Consider the following 16,856-nt stretch of genomic DNA (forward strand, 5'->3'; position numbering starts at 1 on the left):
TGAACAGAGGTCGGATATGGAACTCTTTACATCACTTTTTATGGGAACACCGGTCTGGATGTGGCTGGTGTTTATCGGCATTGTTCTGGCTTTGCTGGTGCTCGATCTTGGCGTCTTCAACAAGGAAGACCATGAGATCGAGATCGGTGAAAGCCTGAAAATGTCGGCTTTCTACATCACACTCGGACTGGCTTTTTCCGGCTTCGTCTGGTGGCAGTTAAGCAGCGAGGCAACGGCGCAGTACCTTACCGCCTTCGTGGTCGAAAAGACGCTGGCGCTCGACAATATCTTTGTCATCGCGCTGATTTTCAGCTTCTTCGCTATTCCTCGAAAATACCAGCATCGCGTCCTTTTCTGGGGCATTCTTGGCGTTATCGTGCTGCGTGGCATCATGATCGGTCTTGGCGCCACAATCGTCGCGAACTATCACTGGGTTCTCTATCTCTTCGCGGTATTCCTCATCATCACCGGCATCAAGATGTTGTTTTCAAGTGAAGATGATGAGCCCGATATGAGCCGCAATCCGCTGCTGCGCTTTGCCCGCAAACACATGCGCGTCATAGATGAGCTGCACGGCAATGCCTTCTTCGTTCGATTGAAAGACAGCTCAACCGGCAAGATGGTGCGCTTTGCAACGCCGTTGTTCCTGGCACTTATCATGATCGAAGTTGCGGATCTGATCTTTGCTGTCGATTCTGTCCCGGCAGTGTTCACCATCACCACCGATCCCTTCATCGTTTACACGTCGAATATCTTCGCAATTCTTGGTCTCAGAGCGCTGTTCTTTGCCTTGTCAGCCATCCTGCATCGCTTCGCCTATCTTAAATATGCGCTGTCGATCCTGCTGATCTTCATCGGCTCGAAGATGTTCATCGCCGATATCATGGGATGGGAAAAGTTCCCGCCTGCCTGGTCACTGGGCATCACCTTCGCAATTCTCGGCACAGGCGTCATCGTCTCGCTTGTAAAAACCAAAGATGCGGTAAAACCGGTGAGCCATCATTAGAGCAACCGCAGGAAAAGTGGGAACCGGTTTTCCGTTTTGCCTAAAATTTAAGTGTCAGATCTACCCGGACCTTCATGGTCCGGGTAGTCTTCATAAAATCAGTAGATTATCTCTACGCCTGCCCGCTCTAATGCTGCGTAGACCGCACTTGGCGGCGGCTGGTCTGTAATAACAAGATCAATGCTTGAGGTCGGCAGGATGGAAAACTTGTCCGAGCGTTGCAGAGCTGTATGGCTGGCAAGCACGACGAATTTTCTCGTTTGACGCCGCACAACCTGCGCCAGTTGCAAATGGCGATCTGACGGCCCCAACAAACCGCGCTCCACATCGAAGCCGCTTGCGCCCATGAAGGCGATATCAAAAACGCGCCGTGAAATAATCTCCATCGCTTCAAAGCCGAACGAAGCGCGGGAATGCTTGTCGAACTGTCCGCCACAAAGTGTGAGGTCCGTCTGTCCACCCATAGCAAGAACGATCATGATATCGACCATCAAAGAGGTCGCGATGATTGGCGGTTCATGGCGCGCTTCCCAAGCGGTTGCCAATGCGGTGGAACCGCCGCTGAAGAACACTGACATTCCCGGCTTGAGCAAGACATGAGCAAGACGCGCAATCCGCTCTTTGGCTTCCCGATCCGCCCCGATACGCAGGTCGATATGCGGCAGCCCCTTCGCCGTGACCGCCCGTGCGCCGCCATGGACGCGCATCGCCTGACCCTTCTCCTCCAGTGAAGCGAGATCGCGCCTTATCGTTTCTTCTGAAACTGAAAACATATCGGCCAGTTCTGCACATGTTGCATCACCAAGTCTGATGAGACGATCGCGAATGCGATCCTGCCGGTCGGAGGGGCGGATAGGTCTTTGTGCCATTAAGCGGCCCTGTAATTATTAAGCTGCGAGTGACCTACAGGGTTTATCTCACAGGAATACGACAAAGTTTCACGCAAACGGTCATTAACCGGGCAATTATCGCAAAGACCGGTCGAAACCGACAATTCCCGTGTCATTCATGCCCGATAGTTTGTGTCCAAATCGGACACAGGAGTGACGGACATGGTCGAACTTTCAAGACGTAGTTTTCTGACAGCCTCAGCGGCACTGGCGGCCACAAGCACCTTCGGCATCTCTTCGGCTTTGTCTGCCAACGCCAGGATTGAAATCTCCAGCATCTGGGGACCAGACAAGCCGTTCCAGAAAGTCGTTGATGCTTTCAATGCGCTGCAGACCGGCGTTACAGTCACCAACCGCTTCGATGGCGATTATGAAACAGCGACCGCCAAGGCACTCGCCGGTATTGCTGCGGGCAAGCCACCAGCAATCATGGTGACGGGCTGGAAGTTCGGATATTTCGCACGCCGCACTCTGGGCGCACGCGATCTCAACGAAATCGATGCGACAAAAGCAAACGCAATCATCGCGAACTTCGTTCCTTCGCTGATGCCGCTGGTCACAATCGATGATGCCGTGATCGGCCTGCCATGGGCAATGTCCACGCCGATCACTTTCATCAACAGCGCCTTGTGGGCCGAAGCCGGGCTGGATCCGAACCTCCCGGATTATCCAGATACCGACTGGCTTTATAACGCCGCGCGCACGCTCGATGAAAAGCTCAAGGGCAAACACGCGACCTATCGTTCAGCACTCGCCCTTTCCAACAATGAATGGACAAGCCAGTCCTTCATCCAGAATGCTGGCGGTTACATCATCGACCCTTCAGGCAAGCTCGCTCTGAACAGCAATGAGGCCGCAAAAGGCATGGAGCTATTCTGCCAGCCAGCCCACCAAGGTCTCTGGACACCCGTTAGCAGCAAGGAACAGGATGCCGCTTTTGAAGCTGGCGCGCTTGCGATCTGCACCACAAGCTCGACACGCGCTGCCAGCTTCCCGTTTGGTAACGCCAAGGCGATCACCGCGCGCTTCCCTGGCGTCCCGGGCCATGCCCGCAATATGAACAGCGGCGGAAATTTCCTCGCCGTTTATGCAAAGAACGACGAACAGGCCAAAGCTTCACTTGCGTTCCTCGAATTCTGCGCCTCGCCGGAAGGTCAGAAAATCTGGTCAGAAGTCGGCTATCTCAACACATCCGTTCACGATATTCCGCTGATTAACGACTTCATGAAACCAGCAGCCGGTCAGCTGACGGATGGTTTGACTGCCGAAACCATCTGGCCGGGCAAGCGCGGTCTTGAAGGCCAGAACATCTGGCGCAAGTGGGTTTCCCGCATGTTGACGAAAGAGATCGATATCAAAACCGGCCTCAAATCGGCTCACGACGAACTTGCAACCGTGCTGGTGGATGCCTGACGCCAAATGTCGAAACCGCTGTTTACAAAACTGGCCCCTTGGATATTCGCGGGGCCAGCCGTCCTTTCCGTGATTGTTTTCCTGTATGGCCCGATTGTAGCCTCGGCTGTTCTGTCGGCTGTCGACTGGAACCTGCTTTCAACCGATGTCAGCTTCGTTGGGTTCGACAATTATAAAAGCATATTTGCCGATGCCGATTTCCGGCTTGCGGCCTGGAACACCGTGCTCTATTGCGTCATTCTTGTTCCGGCGCAGATCATTTTGCCGCTCATCATCGCGGTGATGATCCATGCTGTGCAGGACTCGAAGCTGGAGCGCGTCTATCGCGGGGCTTTCTTCCTGCCGACCATATTGGCCTATTCGGTCGCAGGCGTGACTTGGTCGTGGCTGCTCAATCCGGTCAATGGTCTCTTCAATGAAGTGCTGGTCTGGTTCGGGCTGCCCACTTCAATGTGGCACATGGACCCCAACCTTGCGCTTCTGTCTGTATCGGTCGTCACCTTCTGGAAAAGCTTTGGCCTCAACATGCTGTTGTGGATCGCCGCACTCGCCAACGTTCCCCAATCGTTGCGCGAGGCATCGCGGCTGGACGGTGCTGGCGCATGGCGACGCTTTTTCACCATCGAGCTGCCGCTGATCACGCCAACCGCGTTCTTCATTTCCGTTACGACCGTATTTTCAGTGCTCGACGATATTGTCGGTGTCGTTGATGTGCTGACCAGCGGCGGACCAGCGGGCCGAAGCTCAAATCTTCTCTATTTCCTCTGGCAACAGGGTTTGCAGTTCTTCCAGTTTGGTAGAGCAAGTGCCGTCGCCATGGTCATCATTGTTGCGGTTCTTTTCATCACATGGGCGCAGTTCCGCTTCGGCGAAAAGCGGGTGCATTACCAATGACCGCCCATTCTCTCAGCGCCACACTGCAGCGTGGCACCCTTCACATTCTTCTCATTGTGCTGTCACTCATCACGCTATTTCCATTGCTATGGATGGTGACGTCTGCGTTCACACCCAACGCACTGATTGCCCAGAAAGCTTTGCGGTTCTGGCCTGAACAGATGACTTTTTCGAATTTCCAGCTTGCTGCAGATCGCTATCCGATCTGGTGGTGGTTGTTTAATTCCGTCATCACCTCGGGTACTATCACACTGGGCAAGCTCATCATCAGTCTGCCAGCAGGCTATGCCTTTGCCCGAATGGAGTTTCGCGGCAAACATTTCCTGTTTTGGCTGGTGATTGCCACCATGTCCTTTCCGACCGTTCTCGCAATCATTCCCACCTATATCGCGATCGTTAAGATACAGGCCTTCGATACCTATTCGGCCATGATCATCCCTTCGATCCCCTATATCGGCTTTTATGTCTTCTATTTCCGGCAGTCGTTCCGTTCGCTACCCGATGAAATGTTTGAAGCGGCGCGCATCGACGGGTGCGGGATCTGGAAGCAATTCAAGGACGTGGCCATCCCCAATGTGCTGCCGGCCATTGCAGCCCTTTCAGTGATCTCCTTCATGGGCGCCTGGAACATCTATCTTTGGGGCCAGCTCGTTCTGGAAGATACCGGTCGAAAGACCCTCACCACCGGTATTGCGATGTTTGCCGATGTTGATGGCGCAGAAACACCATGGGGACCGTTGATGGCGACCAGTCTTCTATCTGTATTGCCGGTGCTTGGCATGTTTCTTCTGGCGCAACGCTACATCGTTGAAGCATTCTCTGCCGGAACAGGAGAGAAATAATGGCGCGTATTCTGGTTATCGCACATCTCAACCATGACCGGATCTGGGAGCTTACAGGACCGCTCAAATCCGGCTCCCGTGTTTCCTGGGGAAAGCGTGAGACACGGCTCGGCGGCGGCGGGTATTTCACCGGCTCACCATTTCTTGCGCTCGGGCACAAGGTAGCGCTGGTAAGCTCACTCGGCAATGATGCGCTGGGCGAAACCGCGCGCCTTGAACTTTCAGCGCTCGGCTTCGACATGCAGCATGTGCTGACACGCGATCGCGGCACCCACATCACCGAAATTCTGCTGGAGCCATCCGGCGAACGCACAATTTTAACGCCGAGCGATGGGCCGATGCGGTTGTTCCGGCTTGATGGCGAAGTCGACGCCGATGCAGCCTATATCAATTGCTTCAATCCTGATGCGACGATCCAAAAAGCGCTCGATTCAACAGGCTTTGTCGCGTCTCAGTTTCCTTTGTCCGACACTTCCGTGCCGCGACCAGCGGATCTTATGATCGGTTCGAAAGGCGATTTTCCAGAGCTTGATGACGATGCGCTCTGGCGCAAAGCCCTTCATTTCTGTGGTGCGCGCTTGAAACATCTCGTCATGACCGACGGCACGCGTTCCATCACCATTTATGATGGCAAACAGGAACGCATTGTATCGCCCACAAAACGCGCCGTCGTCAAAAGCACAATCGGAGCGGGCGATCATTTCAGCGCAAATCTCGTATCCGCATTGCTGGACGGAATGGCGATTGAGAGTGCTGCGAGCTTTGCCAGCAAAGCAACCGCTGATTGGCTTGAACTGCGGGACCGAGAGCCAACGCTTTAGCCCAAGTGGCTCCCCGAATTTTAAAGATGCGAAGCGCGTGATCTTTCAAATGCTTTGCGGAAATGGAGAAAAATGGCCGGTATCATCATGAAAGACCTCAAGAAGGTCTATGCTGGCGGAGTGGAAGCCGTAAAAGGCGTTTCCATCGATATCCGTGCAGGCGAATTCATCGTTCTGGTCGGGCCGTCAGGCTGCGGAAAATCCACGCTTCTGCGCATGGTGGCTGGTCTTGAGACCATTTCAGGCGGAGAAGTCAGCATCGGCGGGCGCGTGGTCAACGAAGTTGAACCCGCAGATCGCGACATCGCCATGGTGTTTCAGAATTATGCGCTTTACCCGCATATGAGCGTCTATAACAACATGGCCTATGGCTTGCGTAACCGAAAAACACCAAAAGCCGAAATCAAGAGGCGGGTTGCAGAAGCAGCGCGTATGCTTGAGATCGAACCCTATCTTGATCGTAAGCCGAAAGCTCTTTCCGGTGGTCAGCGCCAGCGTGTTGCCATGGGCCGCGCCATTGTGCGCAAGCCTTCCGTGTTTCTCTTTGACGAGCCGCTTTCCAATCTCGATGCCAAACTGCGCGTAACAATGCGCGGTGAAATCAAACGTCTGCAAAGACGGCTGGGCACAACCTCGCTTTATGTGACGCATGATCAGCTTGAAGCCATGACACTCGCGCATCGGCTGGTCGTGTTGAACAAAGGAAGCATCGAGCAGATTGGAACCCCGCTTGAGGTCTATCACAATCCGGCATCCACGTTTGTCGCAAGCTTTATCGGCTCGCCAGCCATGAACTTGCTCAACGCCCATCGTGAAGGAGACCGACTGATGATCGGTGAGGCAGTCTTGCAGCTTTCAGGAACTCTGCCAGCATCTGGTCCAGTGACGGTCGGTATCCGGGCGGAAGATCTTGTTCCAGCGCAGGACGGCGCGAATGCGATCAGCTTCAATCTTGATCATGTCGAAGAACTTGGCGCCCAGCGGCTTGTGCATGGCATGGTTGGCGAGCAGCGCATAACTGCAGCCTTCCCGCCTCACTTCGCGATTAGCGATCATATGCAATTAACCGCGGCTGCCGATAAATTGCATTTCTTTTGCGCCAATACAGGCAAACGGCTGGTTGCAGGCGTCCGAAAGGCAATTGCGCAAACCACATCGAACCTGTCGCTTGTCTGAGGTGAAATGCGCTATGTTTTTGTTTTTACGCACAACTTTTTTCGAAAACCGGCCCCACTTTTCGGGATGTGCTCTAGCTGGATTTTTTTCAAGTGCCGCGATATGGCGCTATGGGAGCAATTCATTTATGTATCGCTAACGCCAACTAGCATCCCTGGAGCTCAAGAGTGATCAACAGTAAGAAATTGTCTTGCAGAATTGCGTTTGGTCTAAGCTTGGTATCCCTGCTTTTTTCTCAAACTCTGGCCGCGTCATCGAACTCGGGTGATCTATCTGCCAAGGAGCGTACTGAACTGCAGCAGTCCGCCGGTATCAGTTGCGATGCAAAAAATAATAATGATTGCACTGCCGGCAATATTGAAAGCGGCGATTATTACAACGTGCGGATCTATAGCGATTGCGCAATTGCAGCTTACTTTGGTCGGATAAACGAGAAGCCTGTGTCTTTGCGGAAAGATGTCGCGACAACAGGTACGGAAGGTAAAACAGAAGGGGCGTTGGCACCCGAACAATTGGTTTGCATCAAGGCGGCCGCGCAAGTGAACGCCACAGATAAAGAGTATTACGTCATGGCGCTCCCGATGGACCATGGTCCAGAGTGTAAAGGCGAAGAGCTGTGCAAGAAGCCCCGGTCACTTCCTGAAAACTATCAAAAGACGATGGGTAACTGCGAGATGGACAGCCAGAATAACTATCGCGGCTGTCCGCAGGGATGGATTTTTGCAAATGAAATGGAAGCCTATTCAAATGGGCTACCGGGTGCACAATAACTGATTGCACCGCAGCGAACCGTACCTAATCGCCCAGCCGCTTTTCTAATTCACGAACGCAAAGCTGATGCCGCACTCATGCGGAGCGCCATCAGTGCGGGGACCAGCGAAACCACCGCCGCAACTATGATAAAGCCCACGGCAAGCCAGACATCGCTCATCGCGAATTCCACTGGCATTCTAACCGCCGTGGTTGCCGTGAGCCATGATGTGATAGCGCGAGCAACAGCATAGCCGATTGCCAGTCCCAGGCAGATTCCCAGCAGCAGCAGGAAGAACAGCTCGCCCCAGACGATTGCCATGATAGAGCGAACCGGCGCACCCAGCGCGCGCAATGCGCCGATCTGGCGTTTGCGCACGCCGATATGCATGACAGCAACCAGCAGCAAGGCGAAAACCACAATGCCTTGCGTGCCGACAGCTATGCCGAGCAGCAGACTGCGGGCATCGCCCAGCGTCGAATAAAGCCTTGTGAGAACCTCTGCCGGAAAGATCGCCAATGTGCGGTCAGAGCGATATTCCTGCCGCAGCCGATAAGCATCTGCAATGGTTCTGGGTTTTACGAGAATGGCCGGAACGCCGGGGCTATCGGCATCGAACGCCTCGTCAAGCGGCGCATCGACGTCAATCTCGTGATCATGATCATGCAACTTTTCATTGACCAGAACGCCAAATCCGTTGCCCGACTTTTCAACATGATCAGTATGGTCGTGCTCTTCATGCGCTTCCATGCCATGCAGCTGCCATACCGTGCGAATTGGCACAAGAATGGCACGATCCCACGCCGTTCCAGTCGGCGCCATTTTTCCAGCTACTTGATAGCTGACTTCACTATGCGCGTGTCCGCCGGTTTCGACAGTGCCGTGCATTGGGTTGACCCTGGCACCAACAGGCAAATCAACTGCGGAACCGATCACCGCCTCGCCCAAACGCGCGAACTGCGCACCTTCGGCGAGCTGCGGAGACAAGGCAGAAATGAGCGCGGTTGTTGTGCCGACAATCGGAAAGCCCATGGCGCTGTCGCCAAAGCCGATAGGTGCCGCGAAAGCCACGCGGCTGTCATTGGCGAGCTTGCCCAGCATGTCGCCAGACATAAGCGGCAAGGGCGACGGCTGCAGAAAGACAGACGACAATGTGAGCTGCGTGTCGCTTCCTGCCGCACCGATCACCAGATCGAATTTATCTGACGCGCGCGCCGTGCCAAGCCGCACAGCCCGTTCCTGCAAGGTAACGACCGAGCTTAGAGCAACCGACAGCGCCAACAGCACGATGATCGCAACGGCACCGCTCCAGAAACGGCGCAGATCGGCAAGAATGAATGCGATCATGACAATTCCATCTCCGCACTGTCGCTGACAATCTTTCCACCTTCGAGACGAATGCGGCGCTGCAAATATTGCATCAGCTGCGGATCATGCGTGACAACAACCAGTGTCGCCTTTTCCTCGATCGCAAGCCGCACCAGAAGCTCGGCAACATCGGCACCGGTTTTCTGATCAAGGCTTGCGGTCGGCTCATCGGCCACGATGACACCAGGCTTTGAAAGAAGCGCACGCGCAATGGCCACGCGCTGCATCTCGCCACGCGACAGTGTTTCGCTATGTTGGGCGGGACGCGCAATTCCGACTGTCTCAAGCAGTTGAAGAGCACGCTCGCGATCAGCAGTTTTCACGCCACGGCTTAGTTTGAGCGGCAAAAGCACATTGGCGAGTGCTGACAGGCCGGGAAATAGATAAAAATCCTGCAGCACCAGCCCGATATTCCGCGCACGAAACGCATCGCGCTTGAAGGTAGACAAGCTGCTGATTTCCGTTTCGCCCCAGACGACTTTCCCGCTCTTCACAGGCTCAAGGCCGGTTATGACATTGACCAGCGTGCTTTTGCCCGAGCCGGATGCTCCAGTGATCGCCAGATGACCGCCAGCAATCAGGTTGAATTTTTCAATGGAAAGGACAGGCAACGCAAGCCCCGGAAATCGCACTTCCAGATTGGCAATATCGAGCGAAAGCCCGGAGGGCTTGGCGAGCATCATCATCAGACCGTTTTGAAAGAAGCGTTACGCAGGCGAAGCTGACTGACAAAGCCGGTTTCAGGATCAGTCCACGAGCCATATTCCAGCGTGCCGCGCGTCAGGATCGGCGCGTTAAACTGCACAAATGTCTGTTTGGATGCCAGATAAACGACCATGATATTATCCGGCCAATCGGAATCTGACGAGCAGAACGGGCAGATCGACATCGGAATTTCGGTCAGAACAAAGAAATTCGCTTCCGCCTTCAATGGCGGCGCCATGAACCCGCTGATCGCCACTTCCTTGCCGGAAGCGCTTTTGACCTGATCGGAAAACTCCAGCCCCAGAACGCCAAAGCTCTTATAGAAATTATCGAAACCAAGCTGCTCTGCGGCATATGCTTTGTTTGCGATGCACATCAAGGGCGCGGTTGCCAATGCACCAAGCATGAGTTGCCTGCGATTGAAATCCTGTGCTGTGCGCATCGTACACTCCTGTAATAAATGGACAGGCGGATTGTCCGCCTGCCCTCGTCCAAATGACGATTACTCGGACTTTGCCTTGCCAAGTGCGAAGGCATCAGCCAGCACACGGTAAACGTCGCTCTGTTCCATGTAACCGCGCAGGCCTTCGGAACCCGGACCGGTTGCCTGAAGAACAACGTCATCGACAGCGTGAACGCCGGTGTCATCCTCTTTCGGGATATTGCCCTGAACGAAGACCGCACCCGGAACGTCCTTGTAGGCCTCGTTGGCTACATATTCGCCCTTCTCGTTCTTAACGGCAGGAACAAAAGCACCATCCATCTTTGGACGAAAGGTTTCGTAATGATCCGGGCCGTTATTGGCCGAAAGGAACAGACGACGGGAAACATCAACGCGATCCGGATAGCCGTCACCATTGGTGTCTTCATAGTTCGGGAAACCGGCGGCATCATAGGTGCCGACTTTTTCGCGCATTTCATCACCCGGCTTTTCATCATCAACTGTACCAATGATCGCAACACCATGGGTATGATCGCCGGTGACAATGATCAGCGTATCCGGGTTCTTTTCAGCGAATTCACGGGCAACGCCTACGGCCTTGTCGAACTCGATTGTTTCAATCAGCGCACGATCCCAATCAAGCGGGTGGCTCATCTTGTCGACCGATGCACCTTCAACCATCAGGAAGAAACCTTCCGGGTTCTTGGAGAGCTTTTCGAGTGCCGCCTTGGTCATTTCAACCAGACCCGGCTGGTTCGGGAACTTGTCAACAGTGCCTTTTTTGAGGAACTCGCGATCAAGCGTTACGTCCATATTGCCGGTGTGGAAAAGACCAAGCAGCTTGTCCTGATTGGACGTACCTGATGAAGCAAGTTCGTCCTTGCTTGTGACCAGCGCGTAATCTGCATCCTTGAACAGCTGAATATAATCCTTGTCATCCTTGCGCTTGGAACCCGGAATATCCTTGGCAAGGAAATAAGCCGAACCACCACCCAAAAGCACGTCCGGTTTCACGTCATACATCATGCTTACGATATCAGCCTTGTCGGAGCGCTTGCGCGTGTGTGCGACTAGCGCTGCAGGAGTTGCGTCCTGAAGCTCCGAGGTCGAAACGATACCGATCGATTTGCCTGTTTCGCGACGCATTGCTTCTGCAATGGTTTCGACCTTCGGATCATCCTGGCTATCCGGCGTGCGGTCGGCATAGACACCGAGTGCATTCACACGCGACTTATGCCCCGTCATGTAAGCCGACATGGTGTTGGCACTGTCGGTTGCTATCGAATGGGTCGACGAAGTACCGATGAAAGCGACCGGCGGAATATCGTCCATGTTCAGACGGCCATTGGCCTTACCCTCCGTCATGCCCTTCGACATGATGCGTGCACCCGTGCGGTGAGCGACCGAAAGACCATCGGCAATCAGGAAGATGATATTCTTGGCCTTGGCTTCATTGCCGGTCGAATAAACATCCCAGTTGACCGACTTGGTTTCATCGCCTGCAGAGACTTCAATCTTATAATCGCCAGCCTTGCCGATTTTCAAACCGCGCAAAACGAGGGCGGAGCCCAGAACCTTGTCTTCAGCGCCTTTTTCTTCGGCGGTAAACTCGGCCTTGCTGCCAAATACGGCTTCGTAGTCCTGACCATTGACTGTGACCTTCACGTCTTCCGGCTTGATGACCTTATCAAACTCAACCTTGAAATCGAATGGCGAGTTGACAAGGATTGTCGCCCGGTCAATCGGATAGACGGTTGCAGCATCAGCCGCAGTCGTCAGCATGGTTGCTGAGGCGAGTGCAAGAAGCAGTTTGCGCATATCAGAAATCCCCACTGTGTATTGCGTGTGGGGCTCAAATAAGAAAGCTAGATGACACTGGTATAACAGTCAGCCTATTTATTAATAAAACTTAGTTTGCCGGCTACTATCAATGGCAGACTGTTTTGTATGGGCGTTTATGCCCCTGCTTCATCCGTTTGTAAAAAACATGGACTAATTGTCTGCGGATCAATCAGACAGGTGACACATGATGCGCATTACACTCTCGATCATTCCTTTGGCTGCATTTCTGCTCTGCACAGCTATGCCAGGCTTTGCACAAGATAAGGCCCCAGCTCTGATTGGGGAGTTTGTTCTGCCGACCGGTCTGAAACTCAATGGCGTGGAATTTGGCGGCATTTCCGGCCTCGATTACGATCCGGCAAAGAATGTCTATTATGCGATTTCCGATGATCGGTCGGAGAAGGCCCCTGCCCGGTTCTATAAGCTCAAACTCGATATCGACGCAGCTGGCATTCACGGATTGGATATTCTTGAATCGACCACGCTACTTGATGCCGAGAATAAGCCTTTCACCATCAAGGATGTGGATGCGGAAAGCATCCGCTTTAATCCGGCGAGCCAAACGCTCTACTGGTCCAGCGAAGGCGACCGCAAAGGTAAGCCTTCTGTCCGTGAAATGAAACTCGATGGCACTTTTGTTCGCGAGTTCAAACTTCCGGAAGTCTATCTGCCAGATGACAATAAAACACGCGGCACGCGTAACAATCTGGCTTTTGAAAGTCTCACCATCACCGCGGACGGCAAGAGGCTTCTGGCTGGCACCGAAAACGCGCTGGTTCAGGACGGTGACATTGCGACACTCGAACGTGGCAGCAAGCCGCGCATCATTGCCTTTGACATAGCATCAGGGGATGTGACTGCGGAATACGTCTATGAAACCGATCCCATCTTTGCAAAATCTCCACTGCCACCCTTTTGGAACGACAATGGATTGAGCGAATTTGTAACCGACGGTGCGGATCTTCTCACGGTTGAAAGATCTTACGCCCACGGTGTCGGCAACCGCATCAGCATCTATCACGCATCGTTCGATGGTGCGAGCGATGTCGCCGGTAAGGCATCCTTACAAGGTCTCAATGCGACACCGCTCAAGAAAGAACTGCTTTTGCGTCTGGATGAAGGAACATTGGGCCTCGACATCGACAATATCGAATCCATCACATGGGGGCCGGATATCGATGGAGCCAAAATATTGATCATTGCCTCCGACAATAATTTCAATGCTGGCCAGTTCACGCAGTTCGTGGCAATCAGACTGCCATAGGGTCGGGCGCGCTGACACGAAACGGATTCACAATAAAGCGCTTTAAAACAAAAACTTAGTTAGATAATTAAGGATAAAATTCAACAGGATATATTTTAAGCTCTGTCATCAAACCTTTATCGTGATGATAACCACACGTCACAGGGTGCCTTTAAGGACCATTGCGTTTGTTTTCGCAATTTAGGGGGTTCCTATGCGCCTTGGTTATCTTCTCGCTTCCATTGCTACGATCGCTATGACGTCTTCGGTGATGGCTGAAGAAACATTTAACGCAAAATTGGCAGGGCACGCTTATCTGCCAGCTCTGACGCTGATCACACCGCCTGCCGACGCCCCCCGTGATGCGTGGGTTTCGGGCAAGTTCACCGGCAAGACCCGCAACGACAAGCCAATGAGTGTCATGGGTGATGTTGGCAAAGCCTATGGCAGCCACACCACCGGTATCTCCCTCCCCTTCATCGGCCAGCCTGTGCAGGGCATGTCAGGCTTTGCAATGAACCGCGCGGCCGACGGCAGCATTTTCACACTCACCGACAATGGTTTTGGCACCAAGGCAAACAGCCCCGACGCGCTTTTGTTCTTCCACCGCATGAAGCCAGATTTCGAAACCGGCAAGGTTGAGCGCGTAGAATCAGTATTCCTGCACGACCCCGATAAGAAAGTTCCATTCCGCATCGCCTATGAAGGCACCGATGGTCGCTACCTGACCGGTGCTGATTTTGACCCGGAAAGCATTCAGTATCTCAATGACGAGATCTGGATTGGTGACGAATTCGGTCCTTACATCATTCGCGCTGCTCTCGATGGCCGTGTGAAAGCCGTCTATCCCACCATGCTTGACGGCAAGCAGCTGATGGGCCCGGATACTCCGGGCGTGGTTGTGCCTGCAGTCGCCGGAAAGGATTTCCGTGTCCAGCGTTCGGGCGGCTATGAAGGCATGGCACTGCAGCCAAAGACCAACCAGCTCTGGGCCATGCTCGAAAAGCCACTCTTTGACGAAAGCGGCAAGCCGGAAGGCGATTTCCTGCGTGTGATTACTTTCGACACCGACAAGGGTGAATGGACCGGCAACAGCTACCGTTTCCGCCTCGCTGAAGGCGCGACCGCTATTGGTGACTTCAACTTCATCGACGACACCCGTGCGCTGATCATCGAGCGTGACAATGGTGAAGGCGATCCAAGCCTTGATTGCAAGACCGACGATCTTTCGGCCTGCTATCCGTTGCCTGCCAAGGTCAAGAACATCGTTCTCGTCGATACATCCAAGATCGATGCGGACGGCTATATTCACCGCATCGGCCATATCAATCTGATGGACGTTCAGGACCCGGATAATAAGGCAATCCTGAAGACCGCAGCAGCCCGCGATCTCAAGGGCAAGTTCACCTTCCCGTTCTTCACCATCGAAGACGTAATGCGCGTTGACGACACGCATATCCTGGTCGCCAACGATAACAACCTGCCATTTTCAGGTGGTCGTCAGATCGGCGAAGCTGCGAACAACGAGTTCATTCTGCTCGAAGTCGCAGACTTTTTGAATGCCAAGTAGTCGCGTCTAACTGACCCAACTTTGAAATCGCTGACGGGCACTGCAAGATGCAGTGCCCGCTTGCGCATTCTGCGAAATCAAGACATTGCTCAATAGCATAGCCGACAGATAGCAATGAGCAGAGAAGCAGAATGAGCGTTAGAGAGATCGTCAAATATCCGGCTGCAGGTTTGAAAGCGATTGCAGCACCGGTTACGGTTTTTGATGAAGACCTGCGCATTCTTGCGCAGGACCTGCTCGATACGGTGCGCGCAGCACCTGGGATCGGTATCACTGCCTCCCATATTGGTGTTCTGACACGCGTGGTGGTGCTCGAGCTTTCAGGCCCCGGCAGCGCCAAGACCTACATTAATCCTGAAATTATTTGGGCTTCCAATGAGAAAACCCGCCATCAGGAAGGCAGCGTTTCCATGCAGGGTGTCGTTGACGATGTGGAAAGACATGACCGCATCCGTATTCGCTATCAGGACTTGGACGGCAATGAGCACACGGAAGAATCCGACGGTTTGCTTGCGGTCTGTCATCAACACGAGATTGATCAGCTCGACGGAATTTTTTGGATACAGCGTCTGTCAAAGCTCAAGCGCGACCGTCTCATCAAGCGTTATCAGAAGCTCGGGAAGTAAGTGTTCGGGAATCTCGCAGCCAGCTCGCCAATGAGGCTTTTGGTGATCGTCACGCCGTGACCGGGGCACATCTGGTCGTGCTGATTGATCCGGTAAAGGGGCCTGATTTTTTGATCAGGAGTCAGAAATGCGTGACATAGTGTGCAGCAACCGCGGGACTAATCTCCGATCAGTATACTTTGAACGGCTGATGAGCGCGGGCAATCGTAAATCCTAGGCGACTTTAACGACCGCTTCCGACCCCATTGTGGTCGTTCGAGGAATTCGGACCGGTTTCCAGAAGCTGCGGTTCAAGGGAGCTAGAAGCTGACTGAGTGTTTTGAGATGAAAGACGGGACTAGCAGTCGCCGGCCCGAGCAATAAGGGCCTTCACTAGACCTGATATGTCTGTTCTTGCTCGTGTGAGATCGACGTCGTAAATGCCCCTGGAGAGAGGCATCATGCATATTGCAGTGACGGGGACGCATGGTAGTGGCAAGACGACATTTATCGACGACTTCACAGCCGTTCATCGCGGTTATGAAAGCGTGCCCGAGCCCTATTGGCTTCTTGAGCAGCAAGGCGTCCCATTTGCCAATGGAACTACGACAGCTGATCTTGAAAAACAGCTTGCCGAAAGCTGTAAGCTGATCTTGGGTCATGCTGGTGGCCGGGACGTGATCTTCGACCGCTGTCCACTCGACTTTCTCGCCTATCTGGAGGTGGTTAGCGCTGGTGAGGGCTTTGAGTGGCTTCCGAGTGGCCGTGAACTGGCCAATGTCAGCAAAGCGCTCGCCATGCTCGATGCTGTAGTTTTTGTCCCGCTCTCATCTCCTGATGAGATCCCGGTCGAAATCGAACTTCCTCGATTGCGGAGTCGCGTGGACAGGCGCCTCAAGACCATGCTGCGCGAAGATGATCTGGGGCTATTGCACAACGGGCCACGTATTCTCGAGGTGGTGGGATCCCGGGCCCAACGCGTGGTGATGGCAGGAGCGCTTTTTGGACCGACATAGACACTCAAACGTTCGGTTCGGAAGTTTTTCTCGGCAAAAGCCGCCATTCCGCTTCTCACCCCATGGCAGACAGCCTACCAGGGACGCAAAATCTGATCAGACCCTTGGGTTCGCGCGAATTTCAAGCCTCGATAGTTAACGGGGCAAACTTGTAGGGTTGCTTTTGATTCAAAGTCGAGGACATGCGTGTCTTGTTTCCAGCAGTATACCGGGCCGAGATTGCAGATTTCCAGTCAGAATCGTTCGGTCTCGATCAGCGCCTTTTCGCGCAA

16 protein-coding genes are annotated in these 16,856 nt (G+C 53.6%); 11 read left to right on the forward strand and 5 right to left on the reverse strand.

Annotation, left to right across the window (positions count from 1 at the left end; all coding sequences use genetic code 11):
• The first annotated feature begins 16 nt into the window (after positions 1-16).
• A complete protein-coding gene (locus tag CES85_RS06455) occupies positions 17-1,006 on the forward strand; it encodes a TerC family protein (protein WP_095445127.1) in 990 nt (329 codons plus the stop codon).
• 98 nt (positions 1,007-1,104) lie between these two features.
• Here CES85_RS06455 and CES85_RS06460 read toward each other — a convergent pair whose 3' ends face one another.
• Positions 1,105-1,875 (reverse strand): DeoR/GlpR family DNA-binding transcription regulator, encoded by a 771-nt coding sequence (locus CES85_RS06460; RefSeq protein ID WP_095445128.1) that lies wholly within the window; start codon positions 1,873-1,875, stop codon positions 1,105-1,107.
• A 183-nt stretch (positions 1,876-2,058) separates the two neighbouring features.
• On the opposite strand from CES85_RS06460, the gene CES85_RS06465 reads away from it, so the two are divergent.
• The 6 genes from CES85_RS06465 (at position 2,059) to CES85_RS06490 (ending at position 7,812) form a co-directional block, all read left to right on the forward strand.
• Positions 2,059-3,309, forward strand: a complete 1,251-nt coding sequence (locus tag CES85_RS06465) for an extracellular solute-binding protein (RefSeq protein WP_095445129.1) — start codon at positions 2,059-2,061, stop codon at positions 3,307-3,309.
• A gap of 6 nt (positions 3,310-3,315) precedes the next feature.
• Entirely contained in the window at positions 3,316-4,203 is an 888-nt protein-coding gene (locus CES85_RS06470; protein WP_095445130.1) for a carbohydrate ABC transporter permease, read from the forward strand.
• On the forward strand, positions 4,200-5,045 hold the full coding sequence (locus CES85_RS06475; protein WP_095445131.1) for a carbohydrate ABC transporter permease: 846 nt from the start codon (positions 4,200-4,202) through the stop codon (positions 5,043-5,045). The genes CES85_RS06470 and CES85_RS06475 overlap by 4 nt, the downstream gene beginning before the upstream one ends.
• Positions 5,045-5,866, forward strand: a complete 822-nt coding sequence (locus tag CES85_RS06480) for a PfkB family carbohydrate kinase (protein ID WP_095445132.1) — start codon at positions 5,045-5,047, stop codon at positions 5,864-5,866. The genes CES85_RS06475 and CES85_RS06480 overlap by 1 nt, the downstream gene beginning before the upstream one ends.
• A 72-nt stretch (positions 5,867-5,938) precedes the next feature.
• On the forward strand, positions 5,939-7,042 hold the full coding sequence (locus tag CES85_RS06485) for a sn-glycerol-3-phosphate import ATP-binding protein UgpC (protein ID WP_095445133.1): 1,104 nt from the start codon (positions 5,939-5,941) through the stop codon (positions 7,040-7,042).
• Positions 7,043-7,209: 167 nt separating this feature from the next.
• On the forward strand, positions 7,210-7,812 hold the full coding sequence (locus CES85_RS06490; protein WP_095445134.1) for a hypothetical protein: 603 nt from the start codon (positions 7,210-7,212) through the stop codon (positions 7,810-7,812).
• Between the two features lie 50 nt (positions 7,813-7,862).
• Here CES85_RS06490 and CES85_RS06495 read toward each other — a convergent pair whose 3' ends face one another.
• From CES85_RS06495 to CES85_RS06510, 4 genes are read right to left on the reverse strand one after another with little or no spacing between them, the layout of a single operon-like run.
• Entirely contained in the window at positions 7,863-9,140 is a 1,278-nt protein-coding gene (locus CES85_RS06495) for an ABC transporter permease (RefSeq protein ID WP_095445135.1), read from the reverse strand.
• The gene (locus CES85_RS06500; RefSeq protein WP_095445136.1) at positions 9,137-9,847 is read right to left on the reverse strand and encodes an ABC transporter ATP-binding protein; all 711 of its coding nucleotides are present in this window, start codon (positions 9,845-9,847) and stop codon (positions 9,137-9,139) included. The genes CES85_RS06495 and CES85_RS06500 overlap by 4 nt, the downstream gene beginning before the upstream one ends.
• Positions 9,847-10,308 carry a hypothetical protein gene (locus tag CES85_RS06505; protein ID WP_095445137.1) on the reverse strand — a complete coding sequence of 154 codons (462 nt, stop codon included), beginning with the start codon at positions 10,306-10,308 and terminating at the stop codon, positions 9,847-9,849. Before CES85_RS06505 ends, CES85_RS06500 begins: the two co-directional genes overlap by 1 nt.
• 60 nt (positions 10,309-10,368) lie before the next feature.
• On the reverse strand, positions 10,369-12,126 hold the full coding sequence (locus CES85_RS06510) for an alkaline phosphatase (RefSeq protein ID WP_095445138.1): 1,758 nt from the start codon (positions 12,124-12,126) through the stop codon (positions 10,369-10,371).
• A 208-nt stretch (positions 12,127-12,334) separates the two neighbouring features.
• Here CES85_RS06510 and CES85_RS06515 point away from each other — a divergent pair, with 208 nt between their 5' ends.
• From CES85_RS06515 to CES85_RS06530, 4 genes are all read left to right on the forward strand, one after another.
• Positions 12,335-13,414, forward strand: coding sequence for an esterase-like activity of phytase family protein (locus CES85_RS06515; protein ID WP_095445139.1), 1,080 nt, complete (start codon positions 12,335-12,337; stop codon positions 13,412-13,414).
• Positions 13,415-13,607: 193 nt separating this feature from the next.
• On the forward strand, positions 13,608-14,963 hold the full coding sequence (locus tag CES85_RS06520; RefSeq protein ID WP_095445140.1) for an esterase-like activity of phytase family protein: 1,356 nt from the start codon (positions 13,608-13,610) through the stop codon (positions 14,961-14,963).
• 131 nt (positions 14,964-15,094) lie between these two features.
• Entirely contained in the window at positions 15,095-15,589 is a 495-nt protein-coding gene (locus tag CES85_RS06525; protein ID WP_095445141.1) for a peptide deformylase, read from the forward strand.
• Between the two features lie 440 nt (positions 15,590-16,029).
• Positions 16,030-16,584: an AAA family ATPase gene (locus CES85_RS06530; protein WP_095445142.1), complete on the forward strand. Its 555-nt coding sequence runs from the start codon at positions 16,030-16,032 to the stop codon at positions 16,582-16,584.
• Positions 16,585-16,856: the final 272 nt, after the last annotated feature.

Origin of the sequence: Ochrobactrum quorumnocens (genome assembly GCF_002278035.1) — a bacterium.
Classification (GTDB): Bacteria; Pseudomonadota; Alphaproteobacteria; order Rhizobiales; family Rhizobiaceae; genus Brucella; species Brucella quorumnocens.